The sequence below is a fragment of the Bradyrhizobium vignae genome (assembly GCF_900324035.1).
Lineage (GTDB): Bacteria > Pseudomonadota > Alphaproteobacteria > Rhizobiales > Xanthobacteraceae > Bradyrhizobium > Bradyrhizobium vignae.
The window spans coordinates 4,085,308-4,100,083 of sequence record NZ_LS398110.1 but is presented as its reverse complement, the minus strand read 5'-3'; the positions used below and the strand labels follow the sequence as shown (position 1 = coordinate 4,100,083).

General features: G+C 65.0%; 14 protein-coding genes. 6 read left to right on the top strand and 8 right to left on the bottom strand.

Going from position 1 to position 14,776, the window contains the following annotated elements; translation table 11 throughout:
• Positions 1–205: 205 nt before the first annotated feature.
• Both BRAD3257_RS19930 and BRAD3257_RS19925 read right to left on the bottom strand, forming a co-directional pair.
• Positions 206–1,369 (bottom strand): CmpA/NrtA family ABC transporter substrate-binding protein, encoded by a 1,164-nt coding sequence (locus BRAD3257_RS19930; RefSeq protein WP_122403223.1) that lies wholly within the window; start codon positions 1,367–1,369, stop codon positions 206–208.
• On the bottom strand, positions 1,366–1,956 hold the full coding sequence (locus BRAD3257_RS19925; protein ID WP_008564898.1) for an ANTAR domain-containing response regulator: 591 nt from the start codon (positions 1,954–1,956) through the stop codon (positions 1,366–1,368). The genes BRAD3257_RS19930 and BRAD3257_RS19925 overlap by 4 nt, the downstream gene beginning before the upstream one ends.
• Before the next feature lie 110 nt (positions 1,957–2,066).
• On the opposite strand from BRAD3257_RS19925, the gene rimO reads away from it, so the two are divergent.
• Positions 2,067–3,392 carry a 30S ribosomal protein S12 methylthiotransferase RimO gene (gene rimO, locus BRAD3257_RS19920; protein WP_122403222.1) on the top strand — a complete coding sequence of 442 codons (1,326 nt, stop codon included), beginning with the start codon at positions 2,067–2,069 and terminating at the stop codon, positions 3,390–3,392.
• 166 nt (positions 3,393–3,558) lie between these two features.
• Here rimO and BRAD3257_RS19915 read toward each other — a convergent pair whose 3' ends face one another.
• Entirely contained in the window at positions 3,559–4,500 is a 942-nt protein-coding gene (locus BRAD3257_RS19915) for a hypothetical protein (protein WP_122403221.1), read from the bottom strand.
• 162 nt (positions 4,501–4,662) lie between these two features.
• On the opposite strand from BRAD3257_RS19915, the gene BRAD3257_RS19910 reads away from it, so the two are divergent.
• Together BRAD3257_RS19910 and BRAD3257_RS19905 are read left to right on the top strand one after the other, a co-directional pair.
• Positions 4,663–4,866, top strand: coding sequence for a hypothetical protein (locus tag BRAD3257_RS19910; RefSeq protein WP_376707312.1), 204 nt, complete (start codon positions 4,663–4,665; stop codon positions 4,864–4,866).
• 267 nt (positions 4,867–5,133) lie between these two features.
• Positions 5,134–6,330: an acetylornithine transaminase gene (locus tag BRAD3257_RS19905; RefSeq protein ID WP_122403220.1), complete on the top strand. Its 1,197-nt coding sequence runs from the start codon at positions 5,134–5,136 to the stop codon at positions 6,328–6,330.
• 166 nt (positions 6,331–6,496) lie between these two features.
• On the opposite strand, the gene BRAD3257_RS19900 is transcribed toward BRAD3257_RS19905, so the two are convergent.
• From BRAD3257_RS19900 to pcsA, 3 genes are all read right to left on the bottom strand, one after another.
• Positions 6,497–7,471 carry a quinone oxidoreductase family protein gene (locus BRAD3257_RS19900; protein WP_122403219.1) on the bottom strand — a complete coding sequence of 325 codons (975 nt, stop codon included), beginning with the start codon at positions 7,469–7,471 and terminating at the stop codon, positions 6,497–6,499.
• Positions 7,472–7,547: 76 nt separating this feature from the next.
• Complete coding sequence (locus BRAD3257_RS19895) at positions 7,548–8,282, bottom strand: TerC family protein (protein WP_122403218.1); 735 nt, start codon at positions 8,280–8,282, stop codon at positions 7,548–7,550.
• Positions 8,279–9,046 carry a phosphatidylcholine synthase gene (gene pcsA, locus BRAD3257_RS19890; protein WP_122403217.1) on the bottom strand — a complete coding sequence of 256 codons (768 nt, stop codon included), beginning with the start codon at positions 9,044–9,046 and terminating at the stop codon, positions 8,279–8,281. Before pcsA ends, BRAD3257_RS19895 begins: the two co-directional genes overlap by 4 nt.
• Positions 9,047–9,132: 86 nt before the next feature.
• Between pcsA and BRAD3257_RS19885 the strand changes: the two genes are divergently transcribed.
• Positions 9,133–10,317 carry a UbiH/UbiF family hydroxylase gene (locus BRAD3257_RS19885; protein WP_122403216.1) on the top strand — a complete coding sequence of 395 codons (1,185 nt, stop codon included), beginning with the start codon at positions 9,133–9,135 and terminating at the stop codon, positions 10,315–10,317.
• 72 nt (positions 10,318–10,389) lie between these two features.
• Here BRAD3257_RS19885 and BRAD3257_RS19880 read toward each other — a convergent pair whose 3' ends face one another.
• Positions 10,390–11,343 carry an AEC family transporter gene (locus tag BRAD3257_RS19880; protein WP_122403215.1) on the bottom strand — a complete coding sequence of 318 codons (954 nt, stop codon included), beginning with the start codon at positions 11,341–11,343 and terminating at the stop codon, positions 10,390–10,392.
• A 106-nt stretch (positions 11,344–11,449) separates the two neighbouring features.
• On the opposite strand from BRAD3257_RS19880, the gene hspQ reads away from it, so the two are divergent.
• Positions 11,450–11,782 (top strand): heat shock protein HspQ, encoded by a 333-nt coding sequence (gene hspQ / locus BRAD3257_RS19875; protein ID WP_008564941.1) that lies wholly within the window; start codon positions 11,450–11,452, stop codon positions 11,780–11,782.
• Positions 11,783–11,852: 70 nt separating this feature from the next.
• Here hspQ and BRAD3257_RS19870 read toward each other — a convergent pair whose 3' ends face one another.
• Positions 11,853–12,674, bottom strand: coding sequence for an invasion associated locus B family protein (locus BRAD3257_RS19870; RefSeq protein WP_122403214.1), 822 nt, complete (start codon positions 12,672–12,674; stop codon positions 11,853–11,855).
• A 260-nt stretch (positions 12,675–12,934) separates the two neighbouring features.
• Between BRAD3257_RS19870 and BRAD3257_RS19865 the strand changes: the two genes are divergently transcribed.
• A complete protein-coding gene (locus BRAD3257_RS19865) occupies positions 12,935–14,776 on the top strand; it encodes an extracellular solute-binding protein (protein ID WP_162500598.1) in 1,842 nt (613 codons plus the stop codon).

Genomic DNA, 14,776 nt, shown 5'->3' with positions numbered 1-14,776 from the left:
TTGGCTCAGCAGGCACCTATGACAAGCTGGCCGCAGTGCAATATTCAAGTTGCGTGCCAGCTTGGCGGGAATCAAAAATCTTGAAATTTCAGAGAGTTAAAAGGAGGCCGAGTGGATCCACGCCTGGGAACTCTCCCGAAATTCGAGCAGCGCGCTCAAACATTAGCCAGGCAGGCGGTATGCTCAAAAACGACGCAACTCCGAATCAGGCCTTCCAGCGCCCGACCCCAAAGGCCTCGAGATGTCCGCGGATATCGGTCGGGTCAAACGCCGGGCCGGCAAAGGCGCCGAACGCTGCGGGAGCTTCGGCCGGCGTGCTGTTGCCGAGCGCCGCGTCGTAGAGATCGGGCCTGAACACCGCCATCGCCGTCTTGACGCCGTCAGGGGTCAGCGCCGTCTGTCCCCACCGCACCATCTGCGCATAGAGCCAGGCGGCCTGGACCGGATCGGGCCGCCCTGCCCCTTCGCGTCCGACCAAAAGGTAGCGGCTGCTTTCGCGGAAAGTGCCATCGGGCGAGATCTTCAGGCGCCCGGTGAGGGTGCGCTGGATGACCTCTGCGTCGACGCCGATCCGTTCCGGCTGCGCCAGGATTTCCGCCGCCTCGGCCCGGTTCTCGGGATGCTCGATGAACTCGGCCGCCTTCACCGCGGCCCGCACCAGGGCTGCGACCACATCCGGATTCTTGTCGGCCCAGGTCTGGCGGACCGCCAGCACCTTCTCCGCTGCTCGGACCAGGATGTCGGAGACGAAATGCAGGATGTGGCCGATGCCGAGGTCGACCGCGATCGAGTTCCAGGGCGCGCCGACGCAGAACGCATCGACATGGCCGTTCTTGAGGCTGTCGACCATATAGGGCGGCGGCAGCACCACGAGGCGCACGTCCTCGTCGGGATCAACGCCCGCCGCGGCCATCCAGAACCGCAGCTGATAATTGTGCGTCGAGAACGGGAAGGTCATTCCGAAGGTCAGCGGCTCGGCGCCTAGCTTGCGCCTGACGGCAACGACCTTCGCCAGCGCCTTCGCGGTCGCCATCGGGTCGAAACGATCGCCCTCGATCTCCTCCATCAGCGCGGCATGGAGCGCCGGCGACACCGTGATTGCGTTGCCGTTGATGCCGAGATTGAAAGGCGCTGCGATCGGCACCTTGACGTGGCCGAGCCCCAGCGAGGACGCGATCGCGACAGGCGCCAAGAGATGCGCCGCGTCGAACAGGCCGATGTTGAGCTTGTCGCGGACGTTGGACCAGGAGACCTCGCGCACCAGCTCGACCTCGAGCCCCTCAGTGGCGGCAAATCCCTTGTCGACCGCGACGATCAGGGCGGCGGCATCGACCAGCGGAATGAACCCGATGCGGAGGGTGGCGGTCATTTCAGCATCTCCGACGCGGTGATGATCGACTGCGCAATCTCGCCGATTTTCTTCTTCTCGCGCATCGCGGTGGAGCGCAGCAGCACATAGGCCTCGTCCTCGGTCAGGCCCTTCACCTTCATCAGGATGCCCTTGGCGCGTTCGATGATCTTGCGGTCCTCGAGCTGCGACTTGGTGCGCTCCAGCTCCTCCTGGAGTTTGGCGAAGGCGTTGAAGCGGGACACGCAGAGGTCGAGGATCGGCTTGATGCGCTCCTTCTTCAGCCCGTCGACGATGTAGGCCGACACCCCCGCCTCGACCGAGGCCTGGATCGAGGCTGAATCGCTCTGGTCGACGAACATCGCGATCGGCCGCTTCACGGCGCGGCTGACCTGGAACATCGCCTCCAGCACGTCGCGGCTGGGGTTCTCCAGATCGATCAGAATGATGTCGGGGTCCACCGCATAAATACGGGCGAGCAGGCTCTGCATCTCGCGGATATGGACGACCTGGGTGAATCCGGCCTCCCGCAAACCCTCCTCCAGGATCGCGGCCCGGATCGGGCTTTCGTCGACGATCACGATTTTGGGCGACTGTTCGGCGCTCATGGCTCACTCACGGCAGGTGATTCATCCATAGCACGCCCGAACGCCCTGCAAAGGGTTGTAATTATGGGCAATTGGGACTAGCTCAGGCCGGTCAATCAGGCAGATCAGATATGGATCAGACGGCTGCGCCCAAGGTCAGCTTCGTGTCGCTCGGGTGTCCCAAGGCATTGGTGGATTCCGAGCGCATCATCACGCGCCTGCGCGCGGAGGGCTATGAGCTCGCCCGCAAGCATGACGGGGCCGATATCGTCATCGTCAACACCTGCGGTTTCCTCGACAGCGCCAAGCAGGAATCGCTCTCGGCGATCGGCGAGGCCATGGCCGAGAACGGCAAGGTGATCGTGACCGGCTGCATGGGCGCTGAACCGGAAGCGATCGAGCAGGCCTATCCCGGCGTGCTCTCCATCACCGGGCCGCAGCAATATGAGAGCGTGCTCGACGCTGTGCACCGCGCGCTGCCGCCGGCGCACAATCCGCATCTCGACCTGGTGCCGCCGCAGGGCATCAAGCTGACGCCGCGGCACTACGCGTATTTGAAGATCTCCGAGGGCTGCAACAACCGCTGCACCTTCTGCATCATCCCGAAGCTGCGCGGCGATCTCGTCTCGCGCCCGGCCAATGACGTGCTGCGCGAGGCCGAACGTCTGGTCGGCGCAGGCGTCAAGGAGCTGCTGGTGATCTCGCAGGACACCTCGGCCTATGGCGTCGACCTGAAATACGCCGAGAGCCCGTGGAAGGACCGCCAGGTCCGCGCCAAGTTCCTCGACCTCGCGCGCGAGCTCGGCGAGCTCGGGGCCTGGGTCCGGCTGCAATATGTCTACCCCTACCCGCATGTCGACGAGGTCATCGCGCTGATGAACGAGGGCAAGGTGCTGCCCTATCTCGACATCCCGTTCCAGCATGCGAGCCCCGAGGTGCTGAAGGCGATGAAGCGCCCGGCGGCGCAGGACAAGACACTGGCGCGGATCAAGCGCTGGCGCGAGGAATGCCCCGATCTCGCTTTGCGCTCGACCTTCATCGTCGGCTTCCCCGGCGAGACCGATTCCGATTTCGCCTATCTGCTCGACTGGCTCGATGAAGCCGAGATCGACCGTGTCGGCTGCTTCAAATACGAGCCGGTGGCGGGCGCCACCTCGAATGCGATCGAGAACCCCGTGCCCGAAGAGGTCAAGCAGGAGCGCTACAACGCGCTGATGGCCAGGCAGCAGAAGATCTCGGCGCGCAGGCTGAAGCGCAAGGTCGGCACGCGCCAGCAGATCATCATCGACGAGGTCGGTCCGACCGTGGCAAAGGGCCGCTCCAAGGCCGATGCGCCAGAGATCGACGGCGCGGTCTATCTCTCCAGCCGCCGCCCCTTGCGTGTCGGCGAGATCGTCACCGCGAAGATCGAGCGCGCGGACGAATACGATCTACACGGCAGCGTCGCGGGATTCTGAGGGGGCGTTTTGGGCTCACCGACGCTTCCACGTCGTCATGGCCGGGGCTTGACCCGGCCATCCACGTCCTCCCCACGCGCAAAGAACGTGGATGCCCGGGACAAGCCCGGGCAACTCCTGTGGGTACGAGAGTCCTAGCTGCTAACGTCGCCCTTCTACAGCCCCGTCACGCCAGCCACTTCGGCACCCAGCGCTCCGGCCTTGGCGCGCGGGCGAGATCGGCCTTCGCTTCGGACAGCAGCGCCGGCTCGCCATCGATGGTCGGGTGCAAATCGTATTCGAAGCTCGGCATGATGCGGCCATCGGCATGGAGGCCGAAATTCATCGCGTACCACAGCCCGAGCTCGGGCTGTGCGCGGCGCATCTCCTCGCGCAGATCGCGCAGCAGGGATTCGATCGAGGCGGCCTCCTCGAAAGGCTGCGGCCCGCGCCTCAGCACGCGCGCCTGATATTGTGCGCCGACGATGGCGATCTCGAAGCGCGTCTGGTCCCATGGCTTCTTGCCATCGGGCAGATGCGCGGCGAGTCGCCAGCCGAGCTCGGCCATCAGGCGGTGATTGGCCCAATATTCCTCGCGCTCCCGCACCCATTGTTCCATGAAGCCCCGGAAGTCGGGCAAATCCGAAGCGTCGCTCTCGGAAGGCGCCGGCTCGCCAATCGGCCGCCGTGCGAGCCACTGCGCAAGCTCGACGGTCTGACACTCGACCTCCTCATCCGGCAGGAGATCGCTCCAGGCCTTGTCGAACTGCTGCGACGTCAGTTTTGCGAGCAAGCCGTCGAGGCTCGGCGCCAGCAATTCGTAATCGCCCTCCGATCCCAGCCCGACGATCGGCGGATTGTCGCGGTCGAGACCGGCGCCATACCAGCCGCCGACGGCCGAACCATCCGGCAGTCGCATGAACAGCGAGAACCTGTCGCGCAACGGACTGCCGTCGACGATCGGCGCGGAATCGGAGAACTGGCCTTGCAAGGAGAAGCGGCCGACGCTGCCCCAGGGGCGCCCCTCGAGCCAGGCGGCAAAATCGACCAGCAGCGGCGGCGCGTCGATGCCCGGCGGAAATGCGCCGCGGATGCTGTCGAGGTCGATCGGGTAAGGCGTGTTGGACAAGGCTGAACTGTCTCGTTGGTCCCGCTACTCTTGGTCTGAGCCGAGTCGCGACCGGTTCGAACCAAATCGCGTGCTTTGATCACAAACGCGCCAGCGATGCGATGGTTGCTGCGCGACGAGCGATGAAACGGCGTGAAACAACCGGTATCGGGAGCAGGCTGCGTGAGCCATGCTGCAGCTATTCGTCACGCGCGACGTCACGACCGGCCTCGTCTGAGTGTTCAAGCTGCTGACCGACCCTTCCACAACATCGCGCTGTATTGGAATTCACCGCTGAAGCTGATGCGCGGCGAGCTGATCGACACGGCGATTGCGGATGCGGATTGGGGCAAAGGCGACAACGAGGAAGCCGCGCATTCGACCTGACCGATGCACGCTCGGCGAGCATCATGCAAAATGCCTGCTTGACAAGTTCTGCTATTCGGCTGTAGGGACGCGCCCCATGATCAACTCTCGGACCAACCTGCGCACCGAAATGCTCCGTCGTCGCTTCCGCGACGATGAGAGGGTGCGCCATGTCCGACGACGCCGCTGAACCACTGAATTCAGCCAGTTTTCGAGAAGGCCGCACCCGCAAGGTGCGGCCTTTCTGCTTTTGCGCCCGCTTTCCACCCGCCTCCAGAGGAGTTCGACATGACCACCGCCACCCATCCGTATGACGCGCTGATGGACATCACCGCACGGCCCAAGGCCGTGTTCGTCCGCGGCGCCGGCTCCTACCTCTGGGACGACAACCGCAAGCGCTATCTCGACTTCGTGCAGGGCTGGGCTGTGAACTGCCTCGGCCACTCGCCGCCCGTGATCGCCGACGCGCTTAGCGCGCAAGCCAAGCGGCTGTTGACGCCGAGCCCGGCCTTCTACAACGAGCCGAGCCTCAAGCTGGCGCAGGCGCTTGTCGAGAACAGTGCGTTCGATCAGGTGTTCTTTGCCAACTCGGGTGCGGAGGCCAATGAAGGCGCGATCAAGCTCGCGCGGAAATATGGCAGCCTGCACAAGGGCGGCGCGTTCGAGATCATCAGCTTCGAAGGCGGCTTCCACGGCAGGACGCTGGCGACGATGTCGGCCTCGGGCAAGAAGGCGTTCGCGCCGCTGTTCGAGCCGAAGGTCGCCGGCTTCAAGAAGGCGAAGCTGAACGACATTGCCTCGGTCGAGAAGCTGATCAACGACAACACCGTCGCGGTGATGCTCGAGCCGATCCAGGGTGAATCCGGCGTGTGGCCCGCGACTGATCAATTCTTGCAGCAGCTGCGCGCGCTGACCGAGGCGCACGGCCTGCTGCTCATCTTTGACGAGATCCAGACCGGCATGGGCCGGACCGGAAAACTCTTCCACTACGAGCACACCGGGATCGCACCCGACATCATGACGCTGGGCAAGGGCATCGGCGGCGGCGTGCCGCTCGCCGCCCTGCTCGCGACCGAACGCGCCTCCTGCTTCGAGCACGGCGACCAGGGCGGCACATTCAACGGCAACCCGATCATGTGCGCGGCGGGTCTTGCGGTGCTCGAGGAGATCAAGAAGCCCGACTTCCTCAAGGCGGTGACCGAGACCGGCCTCTTGCTCGAGAGCGAGTTGCAGAAGGTCTCCGCGCGGCATGGCCTGGGCGGCGTGCGCGGACGCGGGCTGCTGCTCGCGCTCGACCTCAAGCTGCCGATCGCGCCAAGCATCGTCGCGCAGGCGTTCGAAGCCGGCGTGCTGCTGAACGCACCGCAGCTTGACACGCTGCGCTTCATGCCCGCGCTGAACGTCACGAAGGCAGAGATCGCCGAGATGATCGATTGCCTCGACGGGATATTGACCAAGGCCGGCGCGGCACGGAGAGTCGCGTAAGATACGTCCCGTGCCCCGGACGCAACGCAGCGCCCCGTCGGCGGTGCGCTGCAGAGCCGGGGCCCATCTCTCCGCATCGCGCGCTGCATACGGGTCCCGGCTCAGCGCTGCAATGCTCGCGCATTGCAGCTCGTCCGGGACACGAGAGCGGACGGTGACGGAAGACCTAAGGCTTCAAGATCGACGCCCCCGTGGTCTTGCGGCTTTCGAGATCGATATGGGCCTTGGCGGCGTCCTTCAGCGCGTAGGCGTGGTTGATCGGCACGTGCAGCTTGCCGTTGATGACGGCGGCGAACAACGTGTCGGCGCCTTCCAACAGCTCCCTGCGCGTACCGACATAGTCGTTGAGCTTGGGCCGTGTCGCAAACAGCGAGCCGTGATTGTTGAGCTCGGCGATCGCGAACGGCGGCACGGGACCGGAGGCATTGCCGAACGAGACGAACATGCCGCGCGGCTTCAGGCAGGACAGCGAACCCGGGAAGGTCGCCTTGCCGACGCCGTCATAGACGACGTCGCAGCCCTCGTTGCGGCTGATCTGCTTCACGCGCGCAACGAAATCCTCCTCGTTGTAGAGGATGACGTGGTCGCAGCCGTTGGCCTCAGCAAGCTCGGCCTTCTCGCGCGAGCCGACGGTGCCGATGACATGGGCGCCGAGCGCCCGCGCCCATTGACAGGCAAGCAAGCCGATGCCGCCCGCCGCAGCATGGATCAGCACGCGATGGTGCGGCTCGACCTTGAAAGTCTTGTGCAGCAGATACCAGACGGTGAGCCCCTTCAACATCAGCACGGCGCCCTGCTCGTAGGTGATGTGGTCGGGCAGCTTGACCAGCTTCTCCCAGGGGATGTTGCGCTCGCCGGTATAGGCGCCGAGATTGTGGTAGTAGGCGACGCGGTCGCCGGGATGGAAATGCGTGACGCCAGCTCCAACCGCGACAACCTCGCCGGAAGCCTCATTGCCGGCGATGAAGGGCTGCTCCGGCGCCTTATAGAGGCCGGTGCGGTAGTAGACGTCGATGAAGTTGAGGCCCACCGCATGCTGGCGGATGCGCACCTCGCCCGGCCCAGGCGCCGGCACGTCGACGCTCTCATAGACCAGGGCTTCGGGGCCACCGACCTTGTGCACACGGATGGCTTTGGTCATCGCCTGACCTCCTCTTCTCCAGGGCTGAGCGAAAGACATCGCGCCCGCCTTGTCAACTCGACGCCGACGGGAACGACTAGACCGACTGCTTGCTGGTTTTCTTGCGGTTGCGCTTGGCCAGCACGTTGAAGAATTCGACCGCCGCCGAGAACGCAATTGCGAAATAGATGTAGCCGCGTGGAATGTGGAATTTGAATCCGTCCGCAACCAGCGCGACGCCGATCAGCACCAGGAAGGCCAGCGCCAGCATCTTCGTGGTCGGATGTTCCGCGACGAATCGCGACACCGGCCCGGACGAAATGTACATGACCAGGCAGGCGATCACGACGGCCGCGATCATGATCTCGATGTCCTGGGCCATGCCAATCGCGGTGATGATCGAGTCCAGCGAGAACACGATGTCGATGATCACGATCTGGACGATCACCCAGAAGAACGCGTTGCCCGCGGACCCCTCGTCGGCCTCGCCGTCATCGGCTTCGACCTCGCCGTGAATCTCGTGCGTCGCCTTTGCGATCAGGAACAGGCCGCCGCCGATCAGGATGAGATCGCGCCAGGAGAAGTCGTAGCCGGCAAACGAGAACACCGGCACGGTCAGGCCGATCAGCCAGACGAGGACGCTGAGCAGGATGATGCGAAACACGAGTGCCAGCGCGAGCCCGATCTGACGGGCGCGGTGCGCCTGCTGCTCGGGGATGCGCGAGACGATCACCGACAGGAAGATGACGTTGTCGATGCCGAGCACGATCTCGAGCGACGTCAGCGTCAGCAGCGCCGCCCAGGCTTCGGGGCTGGTCAGCAGGTGCATCACGCGAAGGATCTCGCGAGGCGGATCAAGGCATCGCTAAAGGTGATCCAGAGCGCGATGGCGCAGAGCGCGACGGTGACGCCGGTGCCGACGCGAAAATCCATCTCCAGCGTGTAGAGGCCGAGCACCGCCCAGATCGCGATCAGCGACATCGTCAGCCAGCGCAGCCGAACGACGCGGACCGGATGCAGCACATGGAACGGCACGAAGGTCAGCACGACGAGCGCGGCCACCAGCAGCGTCGACCAGAGCGGCGGCCAATGCAGCAGGAACAGGTAGAAGGCCGCCGCATTCCACAGCGCCGGGAAGCCGCGGAAATGATTGTCGTCGGCCTTCATGCGCAGATCGGCGAAATACAATGCGCTGGTGACGATGATGGCGACGCCGAGCAACGGAGCTGCGACCGGCAGCAACAGCCCGCTCGCCACAATCGCATAGGCCGGCACGAACACATAGGTGACGAAGTCGACCACGAGATCGAGCACGTCGCCCGACCAGTTCGGCTGCACGTTCTTGACGTCGAGCCGGCGCGCGATCGGCCCGTCGATCGCGTCGATGATCAGCGCGACGCCGAGCCATTGAAACATCGCCGCCCAGTGCTCGCGCACGGCCTCCAGCATCGCCAAGAGCGCGACCGCCGCACCGAACGCGGTGAAAATGTGCACCGAGAAGGCTGCGGCGCGGATCGCCGGTCTCGGCTTCAGGGAATCCTGCTGCGTGTCCATGGCTTCTGCTATCAGAATGCGACCGGTTTGCACATCCGACATTGCGGCGCACGATCGCACAATTCGTCATAAAATCAGGCAAAATCAGCGGGCTTGAATTTGCCGCGGGGCGTGTCAAATGTCGTTCCATGACAGATGCATCGACACTCCATGACGCGGCCGTGATCGGCGGCGGACCGGCGGGACTTGCGGCGGCCATCGCGCTGGCGCAAGCGGGTGCACGGACCGCGCTGGTGGCCCGGCGCGTGCCCTACGCCGACAATCGCACCACCGCGCTGCTCGGTGCCTCCATCGACCTGCTGGAGATGCTCGACGTCTGGTCGCGCTGCAAGGACAAGGCGGCAGCGCTGGAGGTCATGCGTCTCGTCGACGACACCGGCCGGCTATTCCGCAGCCCCGAGGTCCGCTTCTCCTGTCACGAAATCGGCCTCGATGCGTTCGGCTACAACATCGACAACCGCTCGCTGATGCTGGCGCTGGAGGCGCGCGCGGCTGAGCTGGCCAACCTCGTCCGCTTCGACGACGAGGCCGAAAGCGTCGTCATCGAAGCCGATGACGTCGCGGTGCGCACGGCCTCCGGACAGTTTCTCTCGGCCCGCCTGGTGGTCGGTGCCGACGGCCGGCACTCGCTGTGCCGCGAGGCCGCCGGCATCGCCGTGACGCGGCGCGAGCTGAACCAGACCGCGCTGACCTTCAACGTCGGCCACGCCCGGCCGCATCGCAATGTCTCGACCGAGTTCCACACGCCGCACGGTCCCTGCGTGTTCGTGCCCCTGCCCGGCAACCGCTCCAGCGTCGTCTGGGTCTCGGCGCCTGCGGAGGCCGAACGGCTTCGCGGCTTGAGCGATGAGGAGCTGTCCGCCGCAATCGAGAAGCAGTCGCATTCGATTCTGGGGCGCATGTCGGTCGAGCCCGGCCGTAACCTGTTCCCGCTCGCGATCGAACGTCCAAAATCCTTCGGCCGCGACCGCATCGCGCTGGTCGGCGAAGCCGCCCATGTCGTTCCGCCGATCGGCGCCCAGGGCCTCAATCTCGGCCTGCGCGATGCCGCCGACATGGCACGGCTCGCGGGCGAAGCCATCGCCTCGCGGCAGGATCCCGGCGCCGACGAGGTCCTGAAGCGTTACGAGCGCGCGCGGCGGCCGGACATTTTGAGTCGCACCTTTGCGATCGACATCGCCAACCGCTCACTGCTCAACGACTTCCTGCCGCTCCAGCCGGTCCGCGCCGTCGGCATGCACCTGCTCGGCGCCATCGGCCCGCTCCGGCGGTTTGCGATGCGCGAAGGGCTGACGCCGACGTGGCGGCGGTAGCCCGCGGGCTGACTCGCCAAGGGCGTGCTCGAACACCTCTCCCCGTTGCGGAGAGGTGCACATTCCGGCCCCTCACGGAAACGCCAGCCGCCCGCTCTGGATCGCCCACATCACGCTGGTCAGCGTGACCACGGACGCGAACGTTCCCAGCAGCACCGCCACGGAGGCAGATTCGATCCAGGCGTCGTTCTGTCGGGCGATCACGAACACATTCAGCGCCGGCGGCAGCGAGGCCATCAGGACGGCGGTGGCGGCCCAGGGCTGCGCGAACGGGCCGAACGCCAGCATCAGAGCGAACGCCGTGAGCGGATGGATCAGGAGCTTGACCGCGATCACGCCTGGCACCTCCCACGGCACCCGGTCGAACGGGCGGAGCGCCACCGTCACGCCGAGCACGAACAGCGCGGTCGGCGCGGCTGCGTTCTGGAGGAAGGTGATGGTGCGATCGAGCGCGACCGGCAGCTCGATATGAAGCGCTGCGACGGCCGCGCCAAAGCAGGCCGACATGATCAGCGGATTGAGCACGATCTGCTTCAGCACGACGCCAAAGGCGTGGACGAGCGAGGGATGATCGCGGTCGGAAAGCTCGATCAGGAGCGGCACGATCGTGAACAGGAAGATGCTGTCACAGCAGAAGATCAGCGCCGTCGGCGCCGCCGCCTTCGACCCCAGCACCGCGAGCGCCAAGCCCGGCCCCATATAGCCGATATTGCCGTAGCCGCCGGAGAGGCCGGCGAGCGTCGCTTCGCGCAGCGTCAGCCCGCCGAGCAGCTTGCCGACCATCAGCGCCAGCGTGAACGCTGCAACCGTCGACAGCGTGGTCGCTACCAGGAACGGCGGGTTATTCAATTCCGAAAACGGCGTCTTCGACATGATCGCGAACAGCAGCGCCGGCAGCGACACATAGAGGAGGAAGAAGTTCATCCAGGCGAGGCCCGATTCCGGGAGGGACTTGACCTTGCCGCACGCGAAACCAACGAAGATCAAGCCGAAATAAGGCAGCGCCAGATTGAGGATATCGACCATTGATGAAGTGTTTTCTGAAGTCTTGGGGGCTATCCGCCCCGGAAACGAAGGTTAATTCCAGACCTGGGCACTAGCATCGGCCACAATCCTGGTCTATCGACGGGGGATGATTAAAGCGCGGACCGCGAAATTCCAGATCGGACAGGTCGTTCGCCACCGGATCTTCTCGTTCCGGGGGGTGATCTTCGACATCGATCCGGAATTCAACAACACCGAGGAGTGGTGGCTGTCGATTCCCGAGGAGGTGCGGCCCCACAAGGACCAGCCGTTCTATCACCTGCTCGCGGAGAACGCGGAGTCGGAATACGTCGCCTATGTCTCGGAGCAGAACCTGTTGCCGGACGATTCCGGCGAGCCGGTCCGGCATTCTCAGGTCGCCGAGATCTTCATCAAGGACAAGGCCGGCGGCTATCGCCCGCGCAATCCCTCGCTGAACTGAAATTCGCCGTCAGCAAGCGGCAACAAAAAAGGCGCTCGAACCGAGCGCCTTTTTCATGTTTGGGATGCGATTACTTCTGACCAGCCGCAGATGCGCCCGGCGCGCCACCCTGCTGCTCGAGCTTCTTGCGCTGCTCCTCGGCCTTCTTCTGAAGCTCTTCCTGGAGCTTCTTCTGGGTTTCCTCGAACACCTTGGGATCGGTCGGCGGACCGTCATAGGCCTTCTGGAATTCGCCGGCGAGCGGCAGCGGCAGGGTCAGCGGCGCGCCGTTGGCATTGATCGCCTGGACAACGAGATTCTGGCCCTTCTTCATGTTGTTGATGAGTTCGGGCGTGGCCTCGTAGTCGGACATGCAGCCGTTCTGGAAGCAGATCACATACGGTTGCTGCAGCGGGGGATTGTTGTCCACGATGATGCGGGTGCCATGAACCAGCTGCATGCCGAGCGGCAGCGTCACGCGCAGGATCTTCTTGGGCTCGCCTTCCGGTTCGATGATGACGGCCGCGATGACCGGCTGGCCTGATTCGATGCGGCCGTCTTTGCCGGTGAAGCAGACCTGCTTGGCGTTGGCGTCCTGGCCCTTGAGGCAGAACTTGGTCCAGGGGGCGTAGATCAGCTGGATCTGCTGGTCGGCGGGCTGCGCCGCGCCCTGCTGGGCCGGAGCGCTCTGGGCGGGAGCCTGCTGGGCCTGCGGAGACGCCGCGGGCGCCGGAGCCTTGGGAGCAGCCTTGGGAGCCGCTTTCGGGGCGGCCTTCGGCGCGGCGGGCGCGCCCGGGGCCGGCGCAGGGGTCTGGGCCTCGGCGGCAAACGGAACGGCCAACGCCGTCGCCGTCAACAGGGCGAGAAGTCGCCCGCGCGGCCGGACGGACGCGGCCAAGTAACGAAAATTCATTGCGGAAAACCCTTTCTGAACGGGAAGTGCCCGAACCGCTCCGAAGCGCCGAACCTGGCCGCCTTGGGCGCGGCTCTCTCCCCGTCAATTGAGGCGGATAAGTGACGGGCTCGACGCTCTTGCGCGATTGCCCGCCTTCTTAACGTGGCCGACGAAAAGATCAATGCCGACAACCGTCTTTGACCGGGCTGGTGCCAACGCTCCATCAAATTCCCTGTGATAGGATTCAAGCCCGCCGGTCCCCGAATCACCGTGTGCCGATGTTCATGTTCCTGCGCCTTCTCGAGGGCTCCGGCGTCCGCCTCTGCGCCCTCGCCCTTGCTCTGGCCACCGGACTATCGGCAGGCGCCCGGGCCGAGGAGGCCCATGCCATCGCCATGCACGGCAAGCCGGCGATGCCGGCCGATTTCACCCACATGCCCTACGCCAACCCCGATGCCCCCAAGGGCGGCCGCCTGACCTGGGGTATTCTCGGCACCTTCGACAGCCTCAATCCCTTCATCGTGAAGGGATTGGCGGTGCAGCCGGTCCGCAGCTACGTCGTCGAGAGCCTGCTGGCGCGCGGCCAGGATGAGCCGTTCACGCTGCACGGCCTGCTCGCCAGGACGGTCGAAACCAATGACGAGCGAAGCTTCGTCACGTTCCGCCTCGATCCCCGCGCCCGCTTCTCCGACGGCAAGCAGGTAGCGGCCGAGGACGTGCTGTTCTCCTGGCAATTGCTGCGCGACCACGGCCGCCCCAATCACCGGCAGTACTACGCCAAAGTCGCCAAGGCCGAGGCGCCGGATTCCCTCACCGTCCGTTTCGACCTCACCGGCGCCAACGACCGAGAGCTGCCGCTGATCCTCGGCCTGATGCCGATCCTGCCGAAGCACGCGGTCGATGTCGCGACCTTCGAGGAGACGACGCTGGCGGCGCCGGTCGGCTCCGGTCCCTATCGCGTGACCGCGGTGAAGCCGGGCGCCAGCGTGACGCTCACCCGCAATCCCGATTACTGGGGCCGCGACCTCGCCATCAATCGCGGGCTCTACAATTTCGACGAGATCAGGCTCGATTATTTTCGCGAGGCCAACGGCCAGTTCGAGGCCTTCAAGCGCGGCCTCTACGATTTCCGGGTCGAGAACGAGCCCTTGCGCTGGCACGACGGCTACGATTTTCCGGCCGCCAGAAGCGGCGAGGTGATCCGCGACACCATCAAGCCCGGCGTGCCGCAGCCTTCCGAATTCCTGGTGTTCAACGCGCGACGTCCGATCTTCGCCGACGTCCGCGTGCGGCAGGCCTTGACGCTGCTGTTCGATTTCGAGCTGGTCAATCGCAACTATTTCTTCGGCCTCTATTCGCGTGTGGCCGGCTATTTCGCCGGATCGGAGCTGTCGGCCTATGGCCGCCCTGCGGATGCGCGCGAGCGTGAGCTGCTGAAGCCCTTCGCCGCGCAGATCCCGCGCGACGTCATGGACGGCAGCTACCGCCTGCCGGTCACCGACGGCTCGGGGCGCGATCGCACCACCCTGCGCGCCGCGCTCAAGCTGTTGTCGGAGGCCGGCTACGATCTCGAAGGAACAGTGCTGCGCAATCGCGCGACCAAGGCGCCCTTCACCTTCGAGATCATGGTCACGACCCGCGACCAGGAGCGCATCGCGCTCGCGTTCCAGCGCGACCTCAAGCGTGCCGGCATCGAGCCGAGCGTTCGCTCGGTCGATCCCGTGCAGTTCGACCAGCGCCGGCTCGCTTACGAGTTCGACATGATCCAGAACCGCTGGGACCAGTCGCTGTCGCCCGGCAACGAGCAGTATTTCTATTGGGGCAGCGCCGCCGCCGACAATCCCGGCACTCGCAATTACATGGGCGCCAGGGATCCCGCGGTCGATGCCATGATCGCTGCCCTGCTCGAGGCCCACGAACGTACGGATTTCGTCTCGGCGGTGCGCGCGCTCGACCGCGCCCTGATCGCGGGCTTCTATACGATCCCGCTGTTTAACGTACCGGAGCAATGGATCGCGCGCTGGAATCGGATAGAACGGCCCAAGGCCACCTCGCTCTCGGGCTATTTGCCGGAGACCTGGTGGTCGAAGGGGCCGCCGCAAGCTCAACAAGCAAAGTGA

Bases quoted from the DNA above. Each gene is read 5' to 3' on its own strand.
- BRAD3257_RS19880 (WP_122403215.1), bottom strand. From the start codon at position 11,343: ATGGTCGATATCCTCAATCTGGCGCTGCCTTATTTCGGCTTGATCTTC.
- BRAD3257_RS19900 (WP_122403219.1), bottom strand. From the start codon at position 7,471: ATGACCAAAGCCATCCGTGTGCACAAGGTCGGTGGCCCCGAAGCCCTG.
- BRAD3257_RS19865 (WP_162500598.1), top strand. From the start codon at position 12,935: ATGTTCATGTTCCTGCGCCTTCTCGAGGGCTCCGGCGTCCGCCTCTGC.
- hspQ (WP_008564941.1), top strand. From the start codon at position 11,450: ATGATTAAAGCGCGGACCGCGAAATTCCAGATCGGACAGGTCGTTCGC.
- BRAD3257_RS19925 (WP_008564898.1), bottom strand. From the start codon at position 1,956: ATGAGCGCCGAACAGTCGCCCAAAATCGTGATCGTCGACGAAAGCCCG.
- rimO (WP_122403222.1), top strand. From the start codon at position 2,067: ATGGATCAGACGGCTGCGCCCAAGGTCAGCTTCGTGTCGCTCGGGTGT.
- BRAD3257_RS19930 (WP_122403223.1), bottom strand. From the start codon at position 1,369: ATGACCGCCACCCTCCGCATCGGGTTCATTCCGCTGGTCGATGCCGCC.
- BRAD3257_RS19885 (WP_122403216.1), top strand. From the start codon at position 9,133: ATGACAGATGCATCGACACTCCATGACGCGGCCGTGATCGGCGGCGGA.
- BRAD3257_RS19870 (WP_122403214.1), bottom strand. From the start codon at position 12,674: ATGAATTTTCGTTACTTGGCCGCGTCCGTCCGGCCGCGCGGGCGACTT.
- pcsA (WP_122403217.1), bottom strand. From the start codon at position 9,046: ATGTCGGATGTGCAAACCGGTCGCATTCTGATAGCAGAAGCCATGGAC.
- BRAD3257_RS19905 (WP_122403220.1), top strand. From the start codon at position 5,134: ATGACCACCGCCACCCATCCGTATGACGCGCTGATGGACATCACCGCA.